Here is an 18,412-nt window from a genome sequence, read left to right on the forward strand (position 1 = left end):
ATTCCTCTTTGGAGGATATAGTCCAAACAATAAGGTCTCCAAAAGGAAACCTTATCCTATACTGCTAGCTTCTTCTAACTTTAATGCTTTTAAATCTATCTCTTTAGTAAATCCATCGGTTTCTAGTCTAATTCTGTTTTCAGGTAAATCTTCCTCAATGATCTTAAGTCTGGTTGCATGGAACAGCTTAACCAGCTCAACTTTATTGGAGCCTTTTTGACCTGATACTACTGAGCTATAACCCTTTGGACAAAATATAGTCCATGCTTTACCTGAGGGAAGTTTCTCTGTTTCTATAGATCTGCTCAATAGCTTGTATAAAAGCCTGGATTCCACCAGTTGACGAATCGATGGGTGGAAAGGACCTCCAATAACATCCTTTCCCTCCTGAATATTGTCAGTAGGCTGCAAGCCTATCCTTATAACCTTAGTATCCGCTGCTTCAGCTAATATAAGAATATCACATGCTGTCTCGACAGCTTCCTCTAAGCTTTGTGGTTTGTAGGAGCCATCTGAATACATTTTCTCCAGACTTGTCCCCTTTATTACAAGAGTCGGATATATTCTAATAAAATCAGGCTTTAAGGATAATATCTTCTTAGCACTTTCAAGACTCTTGTCGTAGGAATCCCCCGGCAATCCTGTCATGAGCTGAAGGCCAAGCTTAAACCCCATTTCTTTGATCATCCTTGATGAAATAAGGACATCTTTACTTGAATGCCCTCTTTCGCTCAGCTCTAGCACTAGAGGATCCAGAGATTGTACACCAAGCTCGATAGTGTCGACGAGGCAATCCTTGAGCATATTAAGAATAACATCATCAATTGCATCTGGTCTTGTGGATAGCCTTATCCCATTAATTTTTCCTTCTTCTTTATACTTCCTGGGTATAGAGAGGAGTTTTCTTTGGGTTTCTAAGTCTATAGCTGTAAAGCTGCCTCCATAGAATGCAACCTCTATAAAAGAGTCTTTTTGAAAGGTTGCCAAGTATTCGTCAATTGTAGCCTTAACCTGTGATTCTGTGACGTCTGTTTCCAGGCCGGTAATTTTATTTTGATTACAGAAGACACAGTCATGTGGGCATCCATAATGAGGTACGAATATTGGTATTATGTAATGCCTAATCATAATCTTCACCCATCAGGATAAGAGCCTCTTTCGCAGAGAGTTGCTCAGCCTCCTTCTTATTCCTTCCAAATCCTGACCCTATGACATCAGATCCCAGGAATACATCCACATAAAATATTTTATTGTGATCCGGCCCCTCTTCCCTGATCACATTATAGCTTAGTCTTTCTTTAGTTATTTTTTGAAGCTTTTCCTGGAGTTGTGTCTTGTAATCAATAAATAGATTTCCCTTTGCAACAGCCCTAACTATGTCATTTTCAAATCTTGAAACCAAGAACCTCTTTGCTGTGCCATAGTCACTGTCTAGAAATACTGCTCCTGCAATAGCTTCACTAGCATCTGCCAGTATTGAATCTCTCGTACGTCCACCAGTTGCTTCTTCTCCCTTTCCCAACATGAGGAAGTCTCCCAATTTTATTTTTCTCGCTGCTAATGCCAAGGATGATTCACATACAACCTTAGCTCTGATTTTAGTCAACTCCCCCTCCGGATAGAAAGGATATTTGTTATACAGATATTCACTTACAACAAGATTGATTACAGTATCACCTAGGAATTCAAGCCTTTGATTGCTTTTACTGGGGTGGAGGTTGTTCTCATTGGCAAAAGAACTATGGGTCAATGCTGTTTCCAATAGTTCCAGATCCTTGAAGCTGTATTCAAGATTTTCTTGCAGCTTATTAAGCCTCGATGATAAAATTCCATCCATACCCCATCACCTCATAAATTACTGTAGGTTTCTCTTTATATAATCCTTGGCATCTCCAACTGTTTTTATATTTTCTACTTCCTCATCCTCAACCTCTAAGCCAAACTCATCCTCTAGTGCCATAATAAGCTCTACCAGATCAAGGGAATCAGCATTTAAGTCATCCTTGAATGAGGTCTCAAGAGTTATACTTTCCTCATCTACATTAAACTGCTCAGCTATAAGTTTTATTATTCTCTCCGTCAGCATTTTACTCCTCCATTTTCACAATATTATTTTCTATAAGTGTAATAACATCATTTTCAATAAACTTTTTCAATTGTCCGATACCATTCATGAAAGCATACCAGTCAGAGCTGCCGTGTGCCTTTACCACGGGCATTTTCGTACCTAATAATGGTGCTCCTCCGTATTCCCTATAATCTAGCCGCTTTTTCATTTCCTTAAGTTCACTCTTTAGGAGCAATGCTCCGAGCTTTGATTTAGTATTTGCAGTTAATGAATCTTTCAATAACTGAAAAATAGAAGAGGCCATCCCTTCTGTAAGCTTCAATGCTATATTCCCAACAAATCCGTCACATACCATGACGTCTGCTGCTCCATAAGGAATATCCCTGCCCTCAATATTCCCAATAAAGTTCAGATCAGTATTCTGAAGAAGCAGATACGTCTCCTTTGTAAGCTGATTTCCCTTTGTGCTTTCTGTGCCGACATTTATCAAGCCTACCTTCGGATTCGGTATCCTAAGAACTTGTTCCATGTATGCTGAACCCATGATTGCAAACTGTTTGAGATACTCTGGTTTTGAATCTACATTTGCACCAGCGTCCACAAGTATAGACACTCCCTTCAGCGTTGGGTAAAGTGTCGTCAGAGCAGCTCTGTCTATACCCTCTATCCTTTTGATAATAAAGAGGCCTCCTGCAAGTAAAGCACCAGTATTCCCGGCAGAAATGAAACCGTCGCCCTCTCCATCCGCTAGTGCCTTCAATCCGACAACCATCGAACTATTCTTCTTTTTTCTAATAGCAATAGCAGGATCATCATCATTAGTTATTACGTCCGCCGCATTTAGTATCTCGATACTACCGGCTGGGTAATCATACTTATCCAATTCCTTAATCAATGTTTCTGCTGGTCCCGTAATGGTTATGTTTACCCCATATTTTGATACAGCTTCCACAGAAGCCTTTACAGTTGATATGGGAGCTTGATCTCCTCCCATCCCATCTACTATAATCCTCATAATACCCTCCGCTGTTTAGAAGTAGAAATCTTAGATATATTTTAGCACATAAAAAAAAGATAGTGAAGCTAATCACTATCTTTTACCTCTTACTCGACTACAATAACTTCTCTGCTCTTGTAATAGCCACAGCTTCTGCAAACTCTATGGGGTTGTTTGGGCTCATGACATTGTGGACATTCAACAACTGTAGTTTTATTTAGTCTATAAGAAGAGGCTCTTCTTTTGTCTCTCCTCTGCTTAGAAGTTTTCCTTTTTGGTACTGCCATCTAAAACACCTCCTTAATCATTTAGCGAAAGTTCCCTTAGCTTTTCAAATCTTAAATCTCCGGTATTGCCTCCGCAGCCACAGTCGCCCTTATTGAGATCCTTTCCGCACTTAGGACACAACCCTTTGCAGCTTTCACTGCAGACAAATTTCATTGGCAGGGAACTTACTATTTGATTCCAAATGTACTCTTCGAGGTCCAGTTGATCATCCTCGAGACTTAATTCCTCGTCAGAATCCTCACCCTCATCAGTGTTCCCCTTTTTTTCCGTCAGCCTGCCTGATGCATTAAACTCTATAACTTTATTGACGCGCTTCAGACAGCGGTCACATTCTGCTTCATAACTGTAGTTGCCTTCAACATTGAACAAATATTCACCATCAACCTTGTAGAGATCTAGATTGAGAATTATTGGGTACTTTACAGGGTAAGCATATTTGTTCGGTAAAGCATTTTCATCAAGTTCAAAAGAAAATGAAAGTGTTGCTTCCTCGCCATGAAGAAAACTAGATAAATCAATAAGCATAAATGTCACCTCTTAGACTAACACTACTATTATATATACGCGAAATGGCTTTGTCAACAATTATCTGTTGCTTACAAGCTCTAGTGTATCTCTTGCAATCATTAGCTCTTCATTCGTTGGAATGACCATTATCGTAGCACCTGCAAGGTTCTTGCTGACGATCGCTTCCTGGCCTCTTGTGTTGTTAAGAACTTTATCGATCCTTATATTCATACACTCAAGACCTTCACAAACCATCTCTCTTATCAAGCCTGAATTTTCCCCTATTCCCGCTGTGAATACAAGAACGTCTATTCTGCACATTTGAGCAGCGTATGCAGCGATGTATTTGGTAACTCTGTTGGTAAATACTTTTAATGCAAGTTCTGCTCTTTTATTCCCTTCTTCAGCTGCTATCTCAAGATCTCTGAAGTCGCTGCTGATCCCGGATATTCCAAGAACTCCTGATTTCTTGTTCAGCATATCGTTTACTTCCTCAAATGACAGACCTTCCTTATCCATAATAAATGGAATAATGGCAGGGTCAATATCTCCTGACCTTGTTCCCATGGCTAATCCTTCGAGAGGAGTAAAGCCCATGGAGGTATCGATCGATTTTCCTCCCTGAACAGCGGTCACACTGGAACCATTACCAAGATGGCATGTTACAATATTGAGATCCTTAATATCTCTTCCAAGTATCTCTGCTGCTCTCATAGAAACATATTTATGGGAGGTTCCGTGGAAGCCATATCTTCTAATCTTGTATTTTTCATAGTATTCGTAGGGTATAGCATAGATATAATTTTCAGCTGGTATAGTTTGGTGGAATGCTGTATCAAACACTCCTACCATAGGTACGCTGGGCATAAGCTCCTTACAAGCCTCAATACCCATTATGTTTGGTGGATTATGGAGTGGTGCAAGCTCTATGTTTCTATTTAAAGCATCCATTACTGCATCATTGATAATTACAGAGGAAGCAAAATCTTCTCCACCGTGAACTACCCTGTGTCCAACAGCACTGATCTCATCCATTGATCCTACAGCTCCATGGTTTTTGTCAACGATTGCTGCAAGAACCAGTTCGAGAGCTCTCTTATGATCCTTCATAGGCTCTTCTATGGTTACTCTCTCCTTGCCTGTTGTATCATGCTTTATTCTGGATCCCTCTATTCCTATCCTCTCAACAAGACCTTTAGCAAGTACTAATTCTCCATTCATATCTATCAATTGATATTTTAATGAAGAGCTGCCACAATTGATTACTAAAATTTTCATCTGGTGACCTCCTTAGGTTTTTTCTATATCAATATTATATTATATCTGTTAAAAAATCAACAGATTAAATGGTCATACGGTAAAAACTGAATCTGATAATACTCCATTTGATTAAGAAGTTTATTGATGGTATTATATTGACATAAGAAACTTAGGAGGCAAGTATGAGAACTGTAGGACTAATCACTGAATATAACCCCTTTCATCTGGGCCATAGTCTTCACCTTAGAGAATCTATCAAGCTTAGTGGAGCAGACAGATCCGTTTGTGTGATGAGTGGTTCCTTCGTTCAAAGAGGTGAGCCTGCTTTAGTCGACAAGTGGACAAGAGCAAGAATGGCTATTGATTCTGGTGTGGATTTAGTGTTGGAGCTGCCATTTGTCTTTTCAACTCAATCTGCTGAATTGTTTGCATACGGTGCCGTCAGACTTCTTGATGCAACTAATTCAGTTAGTCATTTGGCATTTGGTAGTGAAGAAGGAAAAATTGACGCTTTGGAGCCGATTGCAAGATTACTGATATCAGAATCTGAGGACTTTTCTTCTGCTTTAAAAAAGAGCCTTTCCTCCGGCTCATCTTATTCTGCAGCAAGAAGCTTTGCTGTTTCAGAAGCGTTGAGCAAGACGGGACATGATCCAAAGTTAATAGAAGAGACTATTTCCAAACCAAATAATATACTCGGTATAGAGTATCTGAAGGCTTTAGTGAAATTGAATTCAGATATAAGGCCAATAACATTCAAGAGGATAGGACATGGCTACAAGGATACCTCAACTACCTTGGGGATTGCTTCTGCAACAGCGATAAGACGATTGCTTTTAAGTGACGATTTCTCTGCGGTACGAGAGCTGCTCCCAGAATCAAATTATACCTTGCTAATGGAATTCTTTTACAAGTATGGGACATTCAACTCGCTGGAAAACTATTCTGATATCTTAAGATATGTTCTAAGACAAAAGTCAGCTGAAGAGCTTTCATTGTTTATGGATATGGAAACTGGTCTGGAGAACAGACTTAAAAAAATATCCTCCGAGATTAGGTCAGCAGAGAATTTAGTGCAGAAAGCTGTTACCAGGAGATATCCTGGAACAAGGATCAGGAGGCTTTTAGTTCATATATTGACCGATCTAAAAGTGGACTCTATAAAACGCGCACTATATCAAAAACCGGAGTATATTCGCGTATTGGCTAGCAACTCTATAGGCTTTGAGATTATAAATGAGATCAAAAAAAACTCGGCTCTGAAGGTTATAACAAAATTCTCAGACGCTTTTAGCGGGTTATCAGATACCTCCAAAGCTATGCTTGAAAAAGAGATATTAGCTACAGACTTGTACTATTTTGGGCTTAATGAGTCCTCACATGCCTTTGGAAAGGATTATCTTGTATCCCCATATATATTTGGCAAATAGAAATGACTTGCAATTTTTCCTTGTTATTAATTAAGAAAAGACAAAGCCGGATAAGGCTTTGTCTGCTATTCCCTGACCCTTAGTTCTCTGCGGTTCTCATTAAGTACATGTATCAATTCTTTAAATTTTTCCTGAGCGTCATAAAGAAGCTCATCAGCGTATTCAAGAGCCCCGCTTCTTATTTCCTCAGCACTAAGCTCTGCTCTGCGGATTATATCATCAGCCCTTTCCTTTGCCTGCCTTACGATTTCTTCGTTGTCAACAAGCTCTTCCAGCTTAGTTTCTGCCTCGTTTAGCATAGAGCTTGCACTCTTTTGAGCCTCATCGAGTATTCTTTGTCTTTCTTCCTTGATCCATGAAGCTTGCTTTATCTCATCAGGTAGCTTGATTCTGATTTCTTTGATTATATCCAATAGCTCATCGCGGTTTACCATAACTCTGCTTGTAAGTGGTACGGATGTTCCAGCTTCAACAATGTCTTCGATTTCGTCGATCAAATTAAGTAAATCCATTAACGAGGACCTCCTTTGAATTTTTCTCTCAATGCAGCTTCTACTATTTCAGGTACAAAGCAGGATATCTCACCTTCAAATGAAGCTATCTCCTTCACTACACTTGAGCTTAGAAATGATACCTTCGATGAAGACACCATGAATATCGTTTCCAACTTAGGATAGAGTTTTCTATTTACAAGAGCCATCTGCATCTCATATTCAAAATCAGATACTGCCCGAAGACCCCTGACTATTGTGCTGCATTCCTTTCTCTTGGCATATTCCGTCAATAAGCCAGAGAAGGAGTCAACCTGGATATTAGGCAGATGCTTGGTAGAACCTTTTATCAGCTCTATTCTTTCTTCTACCGTAAAAATACTATTTTTTTTGTTGTTGCTCAATACAGAAATTATGACCTCATCAAATTTCTCAGAGCACCGTGTTATGATATCCAGATGACCATTCGTCACTGGATCAAAGCTGCCAGGGTAGATTACCTTCATTGTTGCACCTCTTCCGGTTTATAATATGTCATCAGCTTGCTTCCATAGCTTCTTTCATCAAATTTTATTATATCGCCATACATATCCTTAAGTATTAGCTTTTTATCATGCTCCACTATAGCTAGACCATTACTCTTTAATAATCCTGCATCAGATATCAAGTGCAACACCTCATGGAAAAGATCTACTTGAGCATAAGGAGGGTCAATATAAATATAATCAAAGCTTATTCCTTTTGTCGCGAACCTCTTTATTGCCGTCCTGGCATCTAGTATGATTACCTCACTTTTCCCCAGGTATCTTGTATGCTCCAGGTTCTTCTTAATTGAAGGTATGCTTTCAGCACCCTTGTCAACAAAATATGCAAAGGAAGCTCCTCTGCTTAAAAATTCTATACCAATACCTCCTGTTCCTGCAAACAAGTCAAGGACGACAGAATTGGAGGATATTGGCGATATTATATTAAAAAGTGACTCTTTCACCCTATCTTCAGTCGGACGGACATCGCTTCCCTTTGGGGCAATAAGTTTATGCCCTTTTCTTTCTCCCGAAATCACTCTCAAATCAATTCACACGCCCTTTAGATTATATTATCATAGTCAATTGCTTATTTAAACCTAATTGAGGATAATTTCCTCCTGGAGTTTTCTGAATATATCTTGAACATATCCCTTAATTGCAGCGTTTTCATCACTCAGAAGCTCAGGATCCAGGTCAATTATCTGCATAGCATCTTCCTGAGCTGCTTTAAGAATATCCATATCCCTGAACAGATTGGCCGCTTTCAATTGTGGTAATCCATGTTGCTTTGTTCCAAAAAATTCACCTGGACCGCGAAGTTCAAGGTCCTTTTCTGATATTCTAAACCCATCTGAGGTAGATTGGAGTATTCTCATCCTTTCACGCGCAGTTGAAGAATTGCTGTCGTTTATAAGTATACAGTAGGATTTATATTCGCCTCTTCCTATTCTTCCTCTTAGCTGGTGAAGCTGAGCCAGTCCAAATCTTTCTGCATTCAGGATCAACATTATGCTTGCATTTGGAACGTTGACTCCCACCTCAATAACCGTTGTTGATACAAGGATATTCATTTCACCTGTCTTAAAAGATCTCATTGCGATGTCTTTTTCAGCCTGGCTCATCTTGCCGTGTATCAATCCAATGTTGAATTCTGGGAATATATCTGAAGATAGTCGTTCGTGGGTCTTCTCAGCAGATAGTAAATCCAGCTTCTCTTGTTCTTCGATTAACGGGCAGACCACATAAGCCTGTCTACCCTCTAGTATTAGCTTTTTTATGAAGGTATATACCCTATCCTCCATGTCAGAACCAACAGCATAAGTTTCGATCTGTTTTCTGCCAGGTGGAAGCTCGTCAATGATTGATATATCAAGATCTCCATATAAGATAAGTGCAAGAGTCCTGGGTATCGGGGTAGCAGTCATTACAAGCATATCAGGCAAATCCCCTTTACCTGAAAGATCTATCCTTTGCCTGACTCCAAATCTATGCTGTTCATCAGTTATTGTAAGACCCAGACGATTAAACTTAACTGAATCCTGGATCAGAGCATGTGTCCCAATTACGATATCCACTTCTCCATTATAGATTTGGCTCAAAATCGACTCTCTTGATTTCAAGTTCATGCTTCCCTTTAACAGACCTATACTTATAGGCATGTCCTTAAATAAATCTGTCAATGTTTCATAGTGCTGGTCAGCCAATATCTCTGTTGGTGCCATCATCGCTGCCTGGTATCCATTTAGGACTGCCAAAACCATTGCAGCAGCGCTGATAACTGTCTTACCAGAGCCTACATCTCCTTGCACCAATCTATTCATTCGTTTATTTGATGTCATATCATTCACAATTTCCTGGAGTACTCTTAACTGTGCAGATGTAAGTTCATACGGCAGACCATTTATAAATTTATTTAGCTCATCCATGGACTTGAACTCGATACCTTCTAACTCAGCTCCACCCTTATTCTTTAACCATAATAAACCGATTTGTAGCAATAGAAGCTCTTCATAAGCAAGTGCCTTTCGGGATACTTCTGCGTGGTTCAAATCCCTTGGAAAGTGTACTCCAATTATAGCTTCTGATTTTAAAGGTAATTTTCTTTTAAGACTATATGTCAAGGGTACGAAAGATTCGATATTATTCTCGATCTCACTTAAAGCCTGAGTAACAATTCTCTTCATTTCATTATTACTGATACCCTCTGTTAGAGGATAAACAGGCGTAACTGAACCTACGTATCCCTCATCCCAGGGCTTGATTTCAGGATTTTGGATTTGGATCTGAAATCGATTGGCTGAAAGCTTACCATAAGCTAAATATATCTGACCCGGGCAAAATGAATTTTTCAGATAGTCTTGATTAAACCATACCATTACCGCTTCACTAGAACTATCCTTTACGGGTACCTGAAGTATTGATAAGCCTCTTCTCGGCCTTGAGACAGTCGGTCGACCGGTTACTTCAAGTACAAAGCTATGTTTCTCGCCGTTCGTACCCTCTATGATCTTTGTCGTTTTGGTTCGATCTTCATACCCCCTTGGCATATGAAAAAGTAAATCACCTAAAGTCAAAATCCCCATTCTTTGAAATTTTGAAGCTCTTTTGGGGCCTACTCCCTTAAGATATTGTATTTGTGTTTCGAGCTTATTCATAATCTCACCTCTTCCGTAAGATGAAGAACCCTGCCTTAAGGCAGGGTTACTCGATTGCAAAAATGTAATAGTACAGCGGCTGGCCTCCATGAATGACTTCAATATCAATATCAGGATATGATTCGGTTAGGACTTCTGCCAACTCATTCGCTGTCTCCTCACTTATATCCTCTCCATACATTACAGTTATTATGGACATATCGTCATCCATTAGCTTTTCAATGAGTTCTTTAGATACTTCGTTAATATCGCTTCCTGCAGACAATATTTCCTTGTCGGACAGGCCGATTATATCCCCCTTGGAGATTTCTGTACCGCCAAATTCAGTATCTCTTACTGCAAAGGTCACCTGACCGGTAATCACATTTTTAATCGCTTCAGACATTATAGCTTCATTGTACTCCGGATCCTTTTCAGAATCCATTGCCAGTAAAGCTGCTATACCTTGAGGAATGGTTTTAGTAGGTATCACGATGATACTTCTATCACTAAGAGTTTTTGCCTGCTGGGCTGCTAGAATAATATTGCCGTTATTGGGTAGGATTATCACATGATCTCCATTTGTCTTGTCTATGGCAGAAATAATATCCTCTGTGCTTGGGTTCATGGTCTGTCCGCCTGAGACTAGTACGTCGACATTGAGGTCCTTAAACAATTTATCAATACCATCACCAATTGATATTGCAACTACTGAATACTTTTGCTTCTCCTTAACATGATCAGCTTCTGGATTATCTCTTATAAGATTAAGCTCATCCTTCAGTAAAACCTCTTCATGTTGGTATCTCATATTGTCTATCTTGATATCGCTTAGCTCACCTAAGAGCAAAGCTTTTTCAAGAACTTGTCCAGGATTATTTGTATGGACATGTACTTTAATAAGTCCATCTCCGCCAACTACCAGAAGAGAATCCCCAAAAACCGTTAGCTCATCCCTGAATGCCTCAGGGTCACCTTTGGCAGTATTGATCATAAACTCAGTGCAATAACCAAATTTTATGTCATCAGTCTCAATGTATTCTCTTCTCCTAGGAGCTTCCTTGATTGCTGTTGCTGATTCAATTCTGGGTGTTGTTACGACTGCCTCTCCTCTCAGCGCTTTTAATGCACCAGAAAAAATATAAAGCAGTCCTTTTCCTCCAGCATCGACAACGCCTGCCTGTTTAAGAACAGGGAGCATGTCCGGAGTCTTCTTTAGAACGTCGTTGCCGTGTTTTATGATTTCTTCCATAAGGTCAGCCAAATTCTCGTGGAGATGATATATCTCCATGGCTCTTTCACCACATTCTCTTGCTACAGTGAGAATAGTCCCCTCAGTGGGCTTCATAACTGCCTTATAAGCAGTGTCAGCAGCTTTTTTTAATGCCTCTGCCATTATCTTGGAATTAATCTCTTTATTGTCACCGATACCACTTGCCAAGCCTCTAAAAAGCTGTGATAAAATAACCCCAGAGTTACCTCTGGCTCCCATTAAGGAACCCTGACTCGCAGCCAAAGCAACCTTGGATGCATTATTTTCATCTACTTTAAGGCCTTGCTTCAAAGCGGATTTAATTGTTAAAAGCATATTTGTGCCAGTGTCTCCATCCGGCACCGGAAAGACATTCAGGGAGTTTACCTCTTCCTTATTCTCTTCCAGCATCAGAGCTGCGCTTTCCAGCATGATCTTTAGCAAATTACCATCTATTGATGTTGTTTTCAAGTGTTGTACCTCCCCGATTACTTATCTATTCGTATGCCTTGAACGTATACATTTACCTTGTCTACTTTAAGGCCAGTAAAGTTCTCGATGTTGAATTTTACCTTGTCTATGATATTTTTGCATACGACAGATATTTTTATCCCATATTCCAGGATAACATACATATCTACTGTAACAAGATTGTCCCGTATATATACCTTTATTCCTTTTGTAAGGGACTCTGTCTTGAGTAGCTCAAAAAAGCCGTCCTTTGCATTCTTTGCAGCCATGCCAACGATGCCATAGCTTTCCATTGCAGACATTCCGGCTAGTGAAGCGAACACACTGTCATCTATGATTAAGCTGCCATATTCTGACTTGGTTCTTACAGGCATTTTCATCCCCTCCAATGATAATAGTTGCTATCTTCATTATTTTACAATATAATAGTACAAAGTTCAACTAATTAAGCAATTGAGTGCCAAAATTGGGTTGCAATACTATATCTAGATGTGTTAAAATGTAATATGTTGCAGAGAAATGATTATTATTATTCAATATTCTCTATGGGTGTTAAGGAGGTGTTTTCATGGCTAGGATATGTGAGGTTTGTGGAAAAAGCAAAGCATTCGGAAATAAGGTAACCTTCTCAAATAAAAAGAGTTCAAGGTCCTGGGCTCCAAACATAAGAAGAGTTAAGGCAGTCGTTAATGGTTCAACAAAGAGAATCAATGTCTGCACTAGATGTCTTAGATCAGGTTATGTTCAAAGAGCAATCTAGTTTGAGTAAAAAAGAATGAAAAGCTTACAATGCAAGACTGCAATGTAAGCTTTTTTTTTTATTTAGTCACATGCTTTAATAAGAAGTACTTCTCCTTTATGGCAGATCACAGTCCCTTCATTCTTCTCTAGATAATTGCTTATACCTAGACTGCTCCCTAAATTCAAACATTCATGATCAAGAGGGTAATGGAAACCCTTAAGACTGATTTCTGCTCCATCGGTTGTAATAGGCAGTATCGATATATAAGTATCCGTTTCCTTTATGCTCACAACACTGTATCCCCTCATATAGGTCACACTATTGTTCTCATCCATAATGGTGCCATTTATGCCCAGCTCGTACATATACCTCAGATTAAATATATTAGACAAAGTATGATCGAGTCTAGAGCCTGTGCCTCCCAAGAGCGTTATTTTATCTACCTTCAGCTCGTAAAGAACATCGATAGCCAGCTCAGTATCTGTCTTGTCCTTTTCTATAGGATGGCGTATAACTTTGGTGATGCTTGCATCTATCTCTGTAAGCGATGACATGTCAATAGAATCAAAGTCGCCGACAAGATAGTCTGGATATTTCCCTATTGCACTAAGATGATTGAATCCGCTATCTGCAGCAACAAGTATATCATAATAAGGAATAAGTTCTTTTAATTTTTCACTACTGATACAATTGCCACCGGCAATTATGATGCCTTTCATATAAAATACCTACCTCATCAATTTTTGGATCGGCTTCCAAATGATCATCAGTACTATGATCGATATCAATAACTCGGGCACTAAATACGATGCATTGTATCCTATTGAATATATCCAGGGATTCTGATCACCTGCATACTCTGCAAAGTATACTACTCCTGATAATACGTGAGACAACATCCTTCCAAATATTGCTATTGAAACTCCAAGACCTAAAATGGGATACGTGATCTGCGTTTTGTCTCTACTCATGACATAAACTAGTCCAGCAAGCCCAAGTGCACCATAAGCCAGTGGATAATCCAGCAAAAACTGAATTGGATGTACAAAATATGGCTTTAGGATGAAGTCCAGCATTCCATAGGATGCACCTACAGCCAGTCCGGGCAAAATCCCCCATCTCATAGAAAACAATAGAATAGGTATCATGCTGCCCGCAGTTACGCTACCTCCATTTGGTGCCTGATAAATCTTAACGTAGCTTAATAATGCAGCAAGAGCTATCATCATGCCACCTTCCGCCAGCATCAAGGTTTTGTTTCTCTTTTTGTCCACTTTTATCCTCCCTTTCTGCAACAGCAAAAGAGATATAAAAAACTCATCACTTGGAGTGATGAGTATATTTTTTATATACACTTCCCTCCGCTAGAATTACCTAGTTCAGGTCATAAGGGTCGGGATTTCTCCACTCTCAGCTAACGCTCCCCCAGTGCTGTTGATATATTTTGTTTGTACTCTCATTATACCACTCTTTTCGACAATTTCAAACAATCAATTACAATTCCAGATCCTTGAATAGTTTTGTCCTTTTCTCAGGGTCTCCATGAGAGAATATATCTGAGCCTACTACCAGCAAATCTGCTCCAGCCTGCATCACAAGCTTGGCATTATCCACCTTTATGCCTCCATCGACTTCTAATATTATTTTTTTGCCAGAGTTATCAATAATCCTTCTGACCTTTTTTATTTTATCTGTTACAGCATTAATGTAGCTTTGTCCACCAAACCCAGGATTTACAGACATTAACAGTATGAGATCTATATCTTCCATAATGTAATCTAGGATCTGAAGAGGTGTTGCAGGATTCAATGATACACCAGCTTTTAAGCCAGCATTTCGAATTTGCTGCAATGTCCGATGCAAGTGTATAGTTGCTTCCGCATGAACAGTAATAATATCAGAACCTGCATCGACGAAATCATCTATGAACCTCTCCGGCCTGTCTACCATAAGGTGTACATCAAATGGCAGCTTGGTTGTCTTTCTTAGTTTCGATACTACGGGTGCTCCAAAGGTAATATTAGGTACGTAGATCCCATCCATGACATCAAGATGGATGTAGTCAGCTCCACCCCTCTCGACACTTTTGATCTCGTCCCCAAGCATTGAAAAATCAGCTGACAGAATAGATGGTGCAATCAAAGGCATATCAGTATTTCCTCCTCTTTCTTAGTTCGTCAAGTATAGCAAGGTAATTTTTGTACCTATCATCTCCAATTAATCCCTTGGATACTGCTTCCTTAACACCGCAACCAGGCTCGCTGTCGTGTAGGCAACTTAAGAATCTGCAATTTGCTGCATATTTCTCGAACTCCCTGTAATAGTCACGTAGATCCTCGGGTCTCTCAACGAAATCAAGAGTCAATGAACTGAAACCTGGAGTATCTAAAACATAAGAATCGTCACCAAGAGTCAGCAGTTCAACATGTCTTGTAGTGTGACGGCCTCTTGCAGTTTTTCTACTGATTTGACTGGTCTGAAGTCTAAAAGAGAGATCGATAGCATTTAAAAGCGAGGATTTCCCAGAGCCTGAAGCGCCGGCAAATACGCTGGTATGTCCCTTAAGATTTTCTTTAAGCTCATCGATACCATCTCCCAGCTTAGCACTGGTCAATATTGATACAAATCCCGCATTCTCATATATTGCTTTTAGCTTACGTGCCCTCTCCAAATCTATATCACATTTATTTATGCAAAATACAATGTTTAAGCCCTGTTCCTCTGCCATGATGACCATTTTGTCCACCAACCATAGATTAGGTTCAGGATCTCTTGTGCTTAACACTATTATCGTTTGATCAACATTAGCTACAGGGGGTCTGAGAAGCTCAGAGCTCCTTTCTAAAATTTCCTCAACGTATCCAGAGCCAGAATCACTATCGATCCTTATTTTTACTCTGTCTCCAACCAAAGGTGTAAGATTAAGCTCACGAAAAAGACCTCTTGCTCTACATTCAATTATTTCACCATCAGAAATGACGTAATAAAAGCCACCAATACCTTTGACGATTCTGCCCTCTCTCATGATTATGACTCTTTTACTCTTGTGTATTGATAAATATCGTCATAATATACATCAAATTCAGCTCCAGGAATCCCTGAGACAGTTACCTGGAATGCCCCATCTTCCAGCTTGTGGATATCTGAGTAGACCATGGTCGTGATCCCGTCCTGCCTTCTATATATAACTACATTAGTTTCATTTCTGTCCTCAAAAGGTCTTAGAACGAATGAAAAACTTGTTTCCTCCTGAATTGGAGGTGCAGCAGGATCTTCGGGATTTTCAGCAGGGTCAGGCGTTGTCGTATCTGGACCTGAGCTGACATACATATCAACTGCAGTGTTAGTTTCTAGAGTGGTCCCCGGCTCATATGACTGCCAAAAAACCTCGTTTGCAGGGACTGTATTATTAGCCTCGTATTTCACTTCTCCTACCACAAGCCCTAAGCCAACTATTTCATTCATGGCCTGACTGATACTAAATCCCTTAAGCTGGATCATGATGACCTCTGTAGTCTCCTGCCCTTTACTTACAACGACTCCTATCCTTGTATTCGGCTCAACCTCAGTCAAAGCATCGATTTCTTGACTAATAATCACATCCAATGGTATGTCATCTGAAAATTCATATGAAACATCGATCCTTAAATTTGCCTTATTTACAAGTTCTTCGGCTTCGACCAAAGTTCGATTCATAAGAAGCGGTACAGTTGCAAGGCTGGTTCCATTGCTTATTGTAACTCCGACAGGATAGCCAGATTTGATTCTTACTCCCTCATCTACATTCTGGTCTATGATTACTCCGGCAGGATACTGTGAATTGCTTACTCTGCTTATCACATTAAGTTGAAAACCATATTCTATAGCAATTGCCTTGGCTTCATCCTCAGTACTCCCCACTAGATTGGGCATAAGTGATTCCTGGGAGGATCCCAATGCCTCCTTAAGCCTCGTATAGCCGGCAAAAATGGATGTTACCAGTATAAACGCAGCAAGTACAGCAGCTGCAATAACCATCATTCTATTTTTCTTTTCCTGTTTTCTTGAATTTCTTCGCGGTTTATAAGTTTCGCTGGATTCCTTAGGAATATCTTCGGTATCTACCACAGGTATTACTCTTGTCATTTCTGTAGTATCATCTGAAGCTCCTCCCAAATTACTCATATCGGACCCATTTGTCTTTAGTGCTTTTAATACTTCATCAACACTTTGATACCTGTCGCTTTGTCTCTTATTTGAGCACTTCATTACAATATTATTCAAACTTACAGGGATTGCAGGATCTAAAGATATAGGGGGTGTCATTTCCTCCTGAACGTGCTTTAATGCCACTCCTATGGGTGTATCACCATCGAAGGGAACTTTGCCAGTGAGCATTTCATATATTACTATACCTAGTGAATAAATATCCGATTTTTCGTCAGTGTAGCCACCCCTGGCCTGCTCAGGTGAAAAGTAATGTACTGATCCAAGAACACTTGAAGTAGTCGTGATCGTTGAGGAAGTAACCGCCCTTGCTATTCCAAAATCAGTTACCTTTACTCTATTGTCCTCGGTGATCATTATGTTGTGCGGTTTGATATCTCTATGGATAATGTGGTTCTTATGTGCATGAGAAATTGCTTCTGCGATTTGAATAGAGTAGTTTAATGTTTCTGCTGTAGTTAACTTACCCTTTTCATTTATTACTTCTTTTAGTGTTTTGCCCTTGATGTACTCCATAACAATGTAATGGATCTTGTCATTTCCAGACTCCTCAGATCCAACGTCATAAATGTTCAAAATATTTGGATGAGAAAGACTAGCTGCTGCCTGAGATTCTCTTCTGAACTTCCTAATAAAATCATCATCATTATTAAATTCTTCCTTCAATACCTTTATAGCTACGAATCTATCCAACAGATGGCATTTTGCCTTATAGACTATGGCCATACCACCAGAACCAATCTTCTCAACTATTTCGTATCTGTTTCCCAATATCATTCCTATCATCTTTTCACCTCAATCAAATTCTTATGGCTATGACGGTGATATTATCAGTTCCGCCATTATCCTTCGCAAGCTCAATTGCCATATAGCATGCTTTCTGAAGGTCATCCCTATCTTCAAAAATACTTAAAAGTTCAATATCTCCAACCATATTAGACAGACCGTCACTACATAAAATGATAATATCATCTTCTGCAGGCTTTAGTATCAGCGTGTCTACCTCTATGTCATCACTAGTACCTACCGCCCTGGTTATGACATTCCGTTGAGGATGGTTTATTGCCTCTTGCCTGGTTATTTTACCCCCGCGGATCAATTGATTGACCAGTGAATGATCCTCTGTTAATTGTGCAATACCACCATTTCTAAGTATATATGCCCTGCTGTCTCCTACGTGACCAATAATCAGCTTGTTTTTAAACGCAAAAGCCATAGTAACTGTAGTTCCCATCCCTGAACACTCTGGATCTTCACTGGAACGGTTGAAAATTGCTTCATTAGCAATGGAAATCGATTCAACAACAGCATTTTGAGCCTTAACCTCACTTGTCAATGTATGCTTCACCCGTCCAAAATAGGCTGCAATCGATTCTACTGCCATTCTGCTGGCCAATTCACCTGCTTTGTGTCCACCCATTCCATCAGCAATAATATAAAGCTTTAATGACGGTTCATTTGAAATGAACAAGCTATCTTGATTAGCCGTTCTAACTACTCCAATATCAGATGCTGCGCCCACAAACATTTAACCACCTCA

At 39.7% G+C, this 18,412-nt stretch carries 21 protein-coding genes and 1 riboswitch; of the genes, 2 read left to right on the forward strand and 19 right to left on the reverse strand.

The genetic code is table 11. The annotated features are described in order from the left end of the window. Window positions 1-51: 51 nt before the first annotated feature. From AC4PHB_RS04465 to AC4PHB_RS04495, 7 genes are all read right to left on the reverse strand, one after another. Window positions 52-1,128, reverse strand: a complete 1,077-nt coding sequence (locus tag AC4PHB_RS04465; protein ID WP_492137440.1) for an elongator complex protein 3 — start codon at window positions 1,126-1,128, stop codon at window positions 52-54. Next, entirely contained in the window at window positions 1,121-1,837 is a 717-nt protein-coding gene (rnc, locus tag AC4PHB_RS04470) for a ribonuclease III (RefSeq protein WP_492137441.1), read from the reverse strand. Before rnc ends, AC4PHB_RS04465 begins: the two co-directional genes overlap by 8 nt. Before the next feature lie 18 nt (window positions 1,838-1,855). After that, window positions 1,856-2,086, reverse strand: a complete 231-nt coding sequence (gene acpP, locus AC4PHB_RS04475) for an acyl carrier protein (RefSeq protein WP_492137442.1) — start codon at window positions 2,084-2,086, stop codon at window positions 1,856-1,858. A 1-nt stretch (window position 2,087) separates the two neighbouring features. Continuing rightward, window positions 2,088-3,083: a phosphate acyltransferase PlsX gene (gene plsX / locus AC4PHB_RS04480; protein WP_492137443.1), complete on the reverse strand. Its 996-nt coding sequence runs from the start codon at window positions 3,081-3,083 to the stop codon at window positions 2,088-2,090. Between the two features lie 89 nt (window positions 3,084-3,172). Then, the gene (gene rpmF, locus AC4PHB_RS04485; RefSeq protein WP_333687767.1) at window positions 3,173-3,352 is read right to left on the reverse strand and encodes a 50S ribosomal protein L32; all 180 of its coding nucleotides are present in this window, start codon (window positions 3,350-3,352) and stop codon (window positions 3,173-3,175) included. 13 nt (window positions 3,353-3,365) lie between these two features. Then, the gene (locus AC4PHB_RS04490; RefSeq protein WP_492137444.1) at window positions 3,366-3,878 is read right to left on the reverse strand and encodes a YceD family protein; all 513 of its coding nucleotides are present in this window, start codon (window positions 3,876-3,878) and stop codon (window positions 3,366-3,368) included. Between the two features lie 60 nt (window positions 3,879-3,938). After that, window positions 3,939-5,138 (reverse strand): acetate/propionate family kinase, encoded by a 1,200-nt coding sequence (locus AC4PHB_RS04495; RefSeq protein ID WP_492137445.1) that lies wholly within the window; start codon window positions 5,136-5,138, stop codon window positions 3,939-3,941. 164 nt (window positions 5,139-5,302) lie between these two features. On the opposite strand from AC4PHB_RS04495, the gene AC4PHB_RS04500 reads away from it, so the two are divergent. Next, window positions 5,303-6,550 (forward strand): nucleotidyltransferase, encoded by a 1,248-nt coding sequence (locus AC4PHB_RS04500; protein WP_492137446.1) that lies wholly within the window; start codon window positions 5,303-5,305, stop codon window positions 6,548-6,550. Between the two features lie 65 nt (window positions 6,551-6,615). On the opposite strand, the gene AC4PHB_RS04505 is transcribed toward AC4PHB_RS04500, so the two are convergent. Genes AC4PHB_RS04505 through AC4PHB_RS04530 form a run of 6 tightly spaced genes read right to left on the reverse strand, consistent with a single transcriptional unit; the run spans window position 6,616 to window position 12,298 of the window. Then, window positions 6,616-7,062: an ATPase gene (locus tag AC4PHB_RS04505; RefSeq protein WP_492137447.1), complete on the reverse strand. Its 447-nt coding sequence runs from the start codon at window positions 7,060-7,062 to the stop codon at window positions 6,616-6,618. Further along, a complete protein-coding gene (gene coaD / locus AC4PHB_RS04510) occupies window positions 7,062-7,547 on the reverse strand; it encodes a pantetheine-phosphate adenylyltransferase (RefSeq protein WP_492137448.1) in 486 nt (161 codons plus the stop codon). The genes AC4PHB_RS04505 and coaD overlap by 1 nt, the downstream gene beginning before the upstream one ends. Beyond that, on the reverse strand, window positions 7,544-8,104 hold the full coding sequence (gene rsmD / locus AC4PHB_RS04515) for a 16S rRNA (guanine(966)-N(2))-methyltransferase RsmD (RefSeq protein ID WP_492137743.1): 561 nt from the start codon (window positions 8,102-8,104) through the stop codon (window positions 7,544-7,546). The genes coaD and rsmD overlap by 4 nt, the downstream gene beginning before the upstream one ends. Before the next feature lie 60 nt (window positions 8,105-8,164). Next, window positions 8,165-10,222 (reverse strand): ATP-dependent DNA helicase RecG, encoded by a 2,058-nt coding sequence (gene recG / locus AC4PHB_RS04520; RefSeq protein ID WP_492137449.1) that lies wholly within the window; start codon window positions 10,220-10,222, stop codon window positions 8,165-8,167. A 46-nt stretch (window positions 10,223-10,268) separates the two neighbouring features. Further along, window positions 10,269-11,924 (reverse strand): DAK2 domain-containing protein, encoded by a 1,656-nt coding sequence (locus tag AC4PHB_RS04525; protein ID WP_492137450.1) that lies wholly within the window; start codon window positions 11,922-11,924, stop codon window positions 10,269-10,271. A 17-nt stretch (window positions 11,925-11,941) separates the two neighbouring features. Further along, window positions 11,942-12,298 carry an Asp23/Gls24 family envelope stress response protein gene (locus AC4PHB_RS04530; protein ID WP_492137451.1) on the reverse strand — a complete coding sequence of 119 codons (357 nt, stop codon included), beginning with the start codon at window positions 12,296-12,298 and terminating at the stop codon, window positions 11,942-11,944. A gap of 194 nt (window positions 12,299-12,492) precedes the next feature. Here AC4PHB_RS04530 and rpmB point away from each other — a divergent pair, with 194 nt between their 5' ends. Next, the gene (gene rpmB, locus AC4PHB_RS04535; protein ID WP_128425845.1) at window positions 12,493-12,684 is read left to right on the forward strand and encodes a 50S ribosomal protein L28; all 192 of its coding nucleotides are present in this window, start codon (window positions 12,493-12,495) and stop codon (window positions 12,682-12,684) included. A gap of 62 nt (window positions 12,685-12,746) precedes the next feature. On the opposite strand, the gene AC4PHB_RS04540 is transcribed toward rpmB, so the two are convergent. From AC4PHB_RS04540 to AC4PHB_RS04565, 6 genes are all read right to left on the reverse strand, one after another. Beyond that, window positions 12,747-13,385 carry a thiamine diphosphokinase gene (locus AC4PHB_RS04540; RefSeq protein WP_492137452.1) on the reverse strand — a complete coding sequence of 213 codons (639 nt, stop codon included), beginning with the start codon at window positions 13,383-13,385 and terminating at the stop codon, window positions 12,747-12,749. A gap of 9 nt (window positions 13,386-13,394) precedes the next feature. Continuing rightward, complete coding sequence (thiT, locus tag AC4PHB_RS04545) at window positions 13,395-13,940, reverse strand: energy-coupled thiamine transporter ThiT (RefSeq protein WP_492137453.1); 546 nt, start codon at window positions 13,938-13,940, stop codon at window positions 13,395-13,397. Between the two features lie 65 nt (window positions 13,941-14,005). Beyond that, window positions 14,006-14,103, reverse strand: a riboswitch (TPP riboswitch). A 57-nt stretch (window positions 14,104-14,160) separates the two neighbouring features. Beyond that, complete coding sequence (gene rpe / locus AC4PHB_RS04550; RefSeq protein ID WP_492137454.1) at window positions 14,161-14,814, reverse strand: ribulose-phosphate 3-epimerase; 654 nt, start codon at window positions 14,812-14,814, stop codon at window positions 14,161-14,163. Window position 14,815: 1 nt separating this feature from the next. After that, a complete protein-coding gene (gene rsgA / locus AC4PHB_RS04555) occupies window positions 14,816-15,691 on the reverse strand; it encodes a ribosome small subunit-dependent GTPase A (protein WP_492137455.1) in 876 nt (291 codons plus the stop codon). 2 nt (window positions 15,692-15,693) lie between these two features. Further along, window positions 15,694-17,658 carry a Stk1 family PASTA domain-containing Ser/Thr kinase gene (pknB, locus tag AC4PHB_RS04560; protein ID WP_492137456.1) on the reverse strand — a complete coding sequence of 655 codons (1,965 nt, stop codon included), beginning with the start codon at window positions 17,656-17,658 and terminating at the stop codon, window positions 15,694-15,696. Between the two features lie 13 nt (window positions 17,659-17,671). After that, window positions 17,672-18,400: a Stp1/IreP family PP2C-type Ser/Thr phosphatase gene (locus AC4PHB_RS04565; protein ID WP_492137457.1), complete on the reverse strand. Its 729-nt coding sequence runs from the start codon at window positions 18,398-18,400 to the stop codon at window positions 17,672-17,674. Window positions 18,401-18,412: the final 12 nt, after the last annotated feature.

The organism is Gudongella sp. QWL-04 (genome assembly GCF_058683975.1).

Coding starts and splice junctions, on each gene's coding strand:
- AC4PHB_RS04465 (WP_492137440.1), bottom strand. CDS start 1,128: ATGATTAGGCATTACATAATACCAATATTCGTACCTCATTATGGATGC.
- rnc (WP_492137441.1), bottom strand. CDS start 1,837: ATGGATGGAATTTTATCATCGAGGCTTAATAAGCTGCAAGAAAATCTT.
- acpP (WP_492137442.1), bottom strand. CDS start 2,086: ATGCTGACGGAGAGAATAATAAAACTTATAGCTGAGCAGTTTAATGTA.
- plsX (WP_492137443.1), bottom strand. CDS start 3,083: ATGAGGATTATAGTAGATGGGATGGGAGGAGATCAAGCTCCCATATCA.
- rpmF (WP_333687767.1), bottom strand. CDS start 3,352: ATGGCAGTACCAAAAAGGAAAACTTCTAAGCAGAGGAGAGACAAAAGA.
- AC4PHB_RS04490 (WP_492137444.1), bottom strand. CDS start 3,878: ATGCTTATTGATTTATCTAGTTTTCTTCATGGCGAGGAAGCAACACTT.
- AC4PHB_RS04495 (WP_492137445.1), bottom strand. CDS start 5,138: ATGAAAATTTTAGTAATCAATTGTGGCAGCTCTTCATTAAAATATCAA.
- AC4PHB_RS04500 (WP_492137446.1), top strand. CDS start 5,303: ATGAGAACTGTAGGACTAATCACTGAATATAACCCCTTTCATCTGGGC.
- AC4PHB_RS04505 (WP_492137447.1), bottom strand. CDS start 7,062: ATGGATTTACTTAATTTGATCGACGAAATCGAAGACATTGTTGAAGCT.
- coaD (WP_492137448.1), bottom strand. CDS start 7,547: ATGAAGGTAATCTACCCTGGCAGCTTTGATCCAGTGACGAATGGTCAT.
- recG (WP_492137449.1), bottom strand. CDS start 10,222: ATGAATAAGCTCGAAACACAAATACAATATCTTAAGGGAGTAGGCCCC.
- AC4PHB_RS04530 (WP_492137451.1), bottom strand. CDS start 12,298: ATGCCTGTAAGAACCAAGTCAGAATATGGCAGCTTAATCATAGATGAC.
- rpmB (WP_128425845.1), top strand. CDS start 12,493: ATGGCTAGGATATGTGAGGTTTGTGGAAAAAGCAAAGCATTCGGAAAT.
- AC4PHB_RS04540 (WP_492137452.1), bottom strand. CDS start 13,385: ATGAAAGGCATCATAATTGCCGGTGGCAATTGTATCAGTAGTGAAAAA.
- rpe (WP_492137454.1), bottom strand. CDS start 14,814: ATGCCTTTGATTGCACCATCTATTCTGTCAGCTGATTTTTCAATGCTT.
- rsgA (WP_492137455.1), bottom strand. CDS start 15,691: ATGAGAGAGGGCAGAATCGTCAAAGGTATTGGTGGCTTTTATTACGTC.
- pknB (WP_492137456.1), bottom strand. CDS start 17,658: ATGATAGGAATGATATTGGGAAACAGATACGAAATAGTTGAGAAGATT.
- AC4PHB_RS04565 (WP_492137457.1), bottom strand. CDS start 18,400: ATGTTTGTGGGCGCAGCATCTGATATTGGAGTAGTTAGAACGGCTAAT.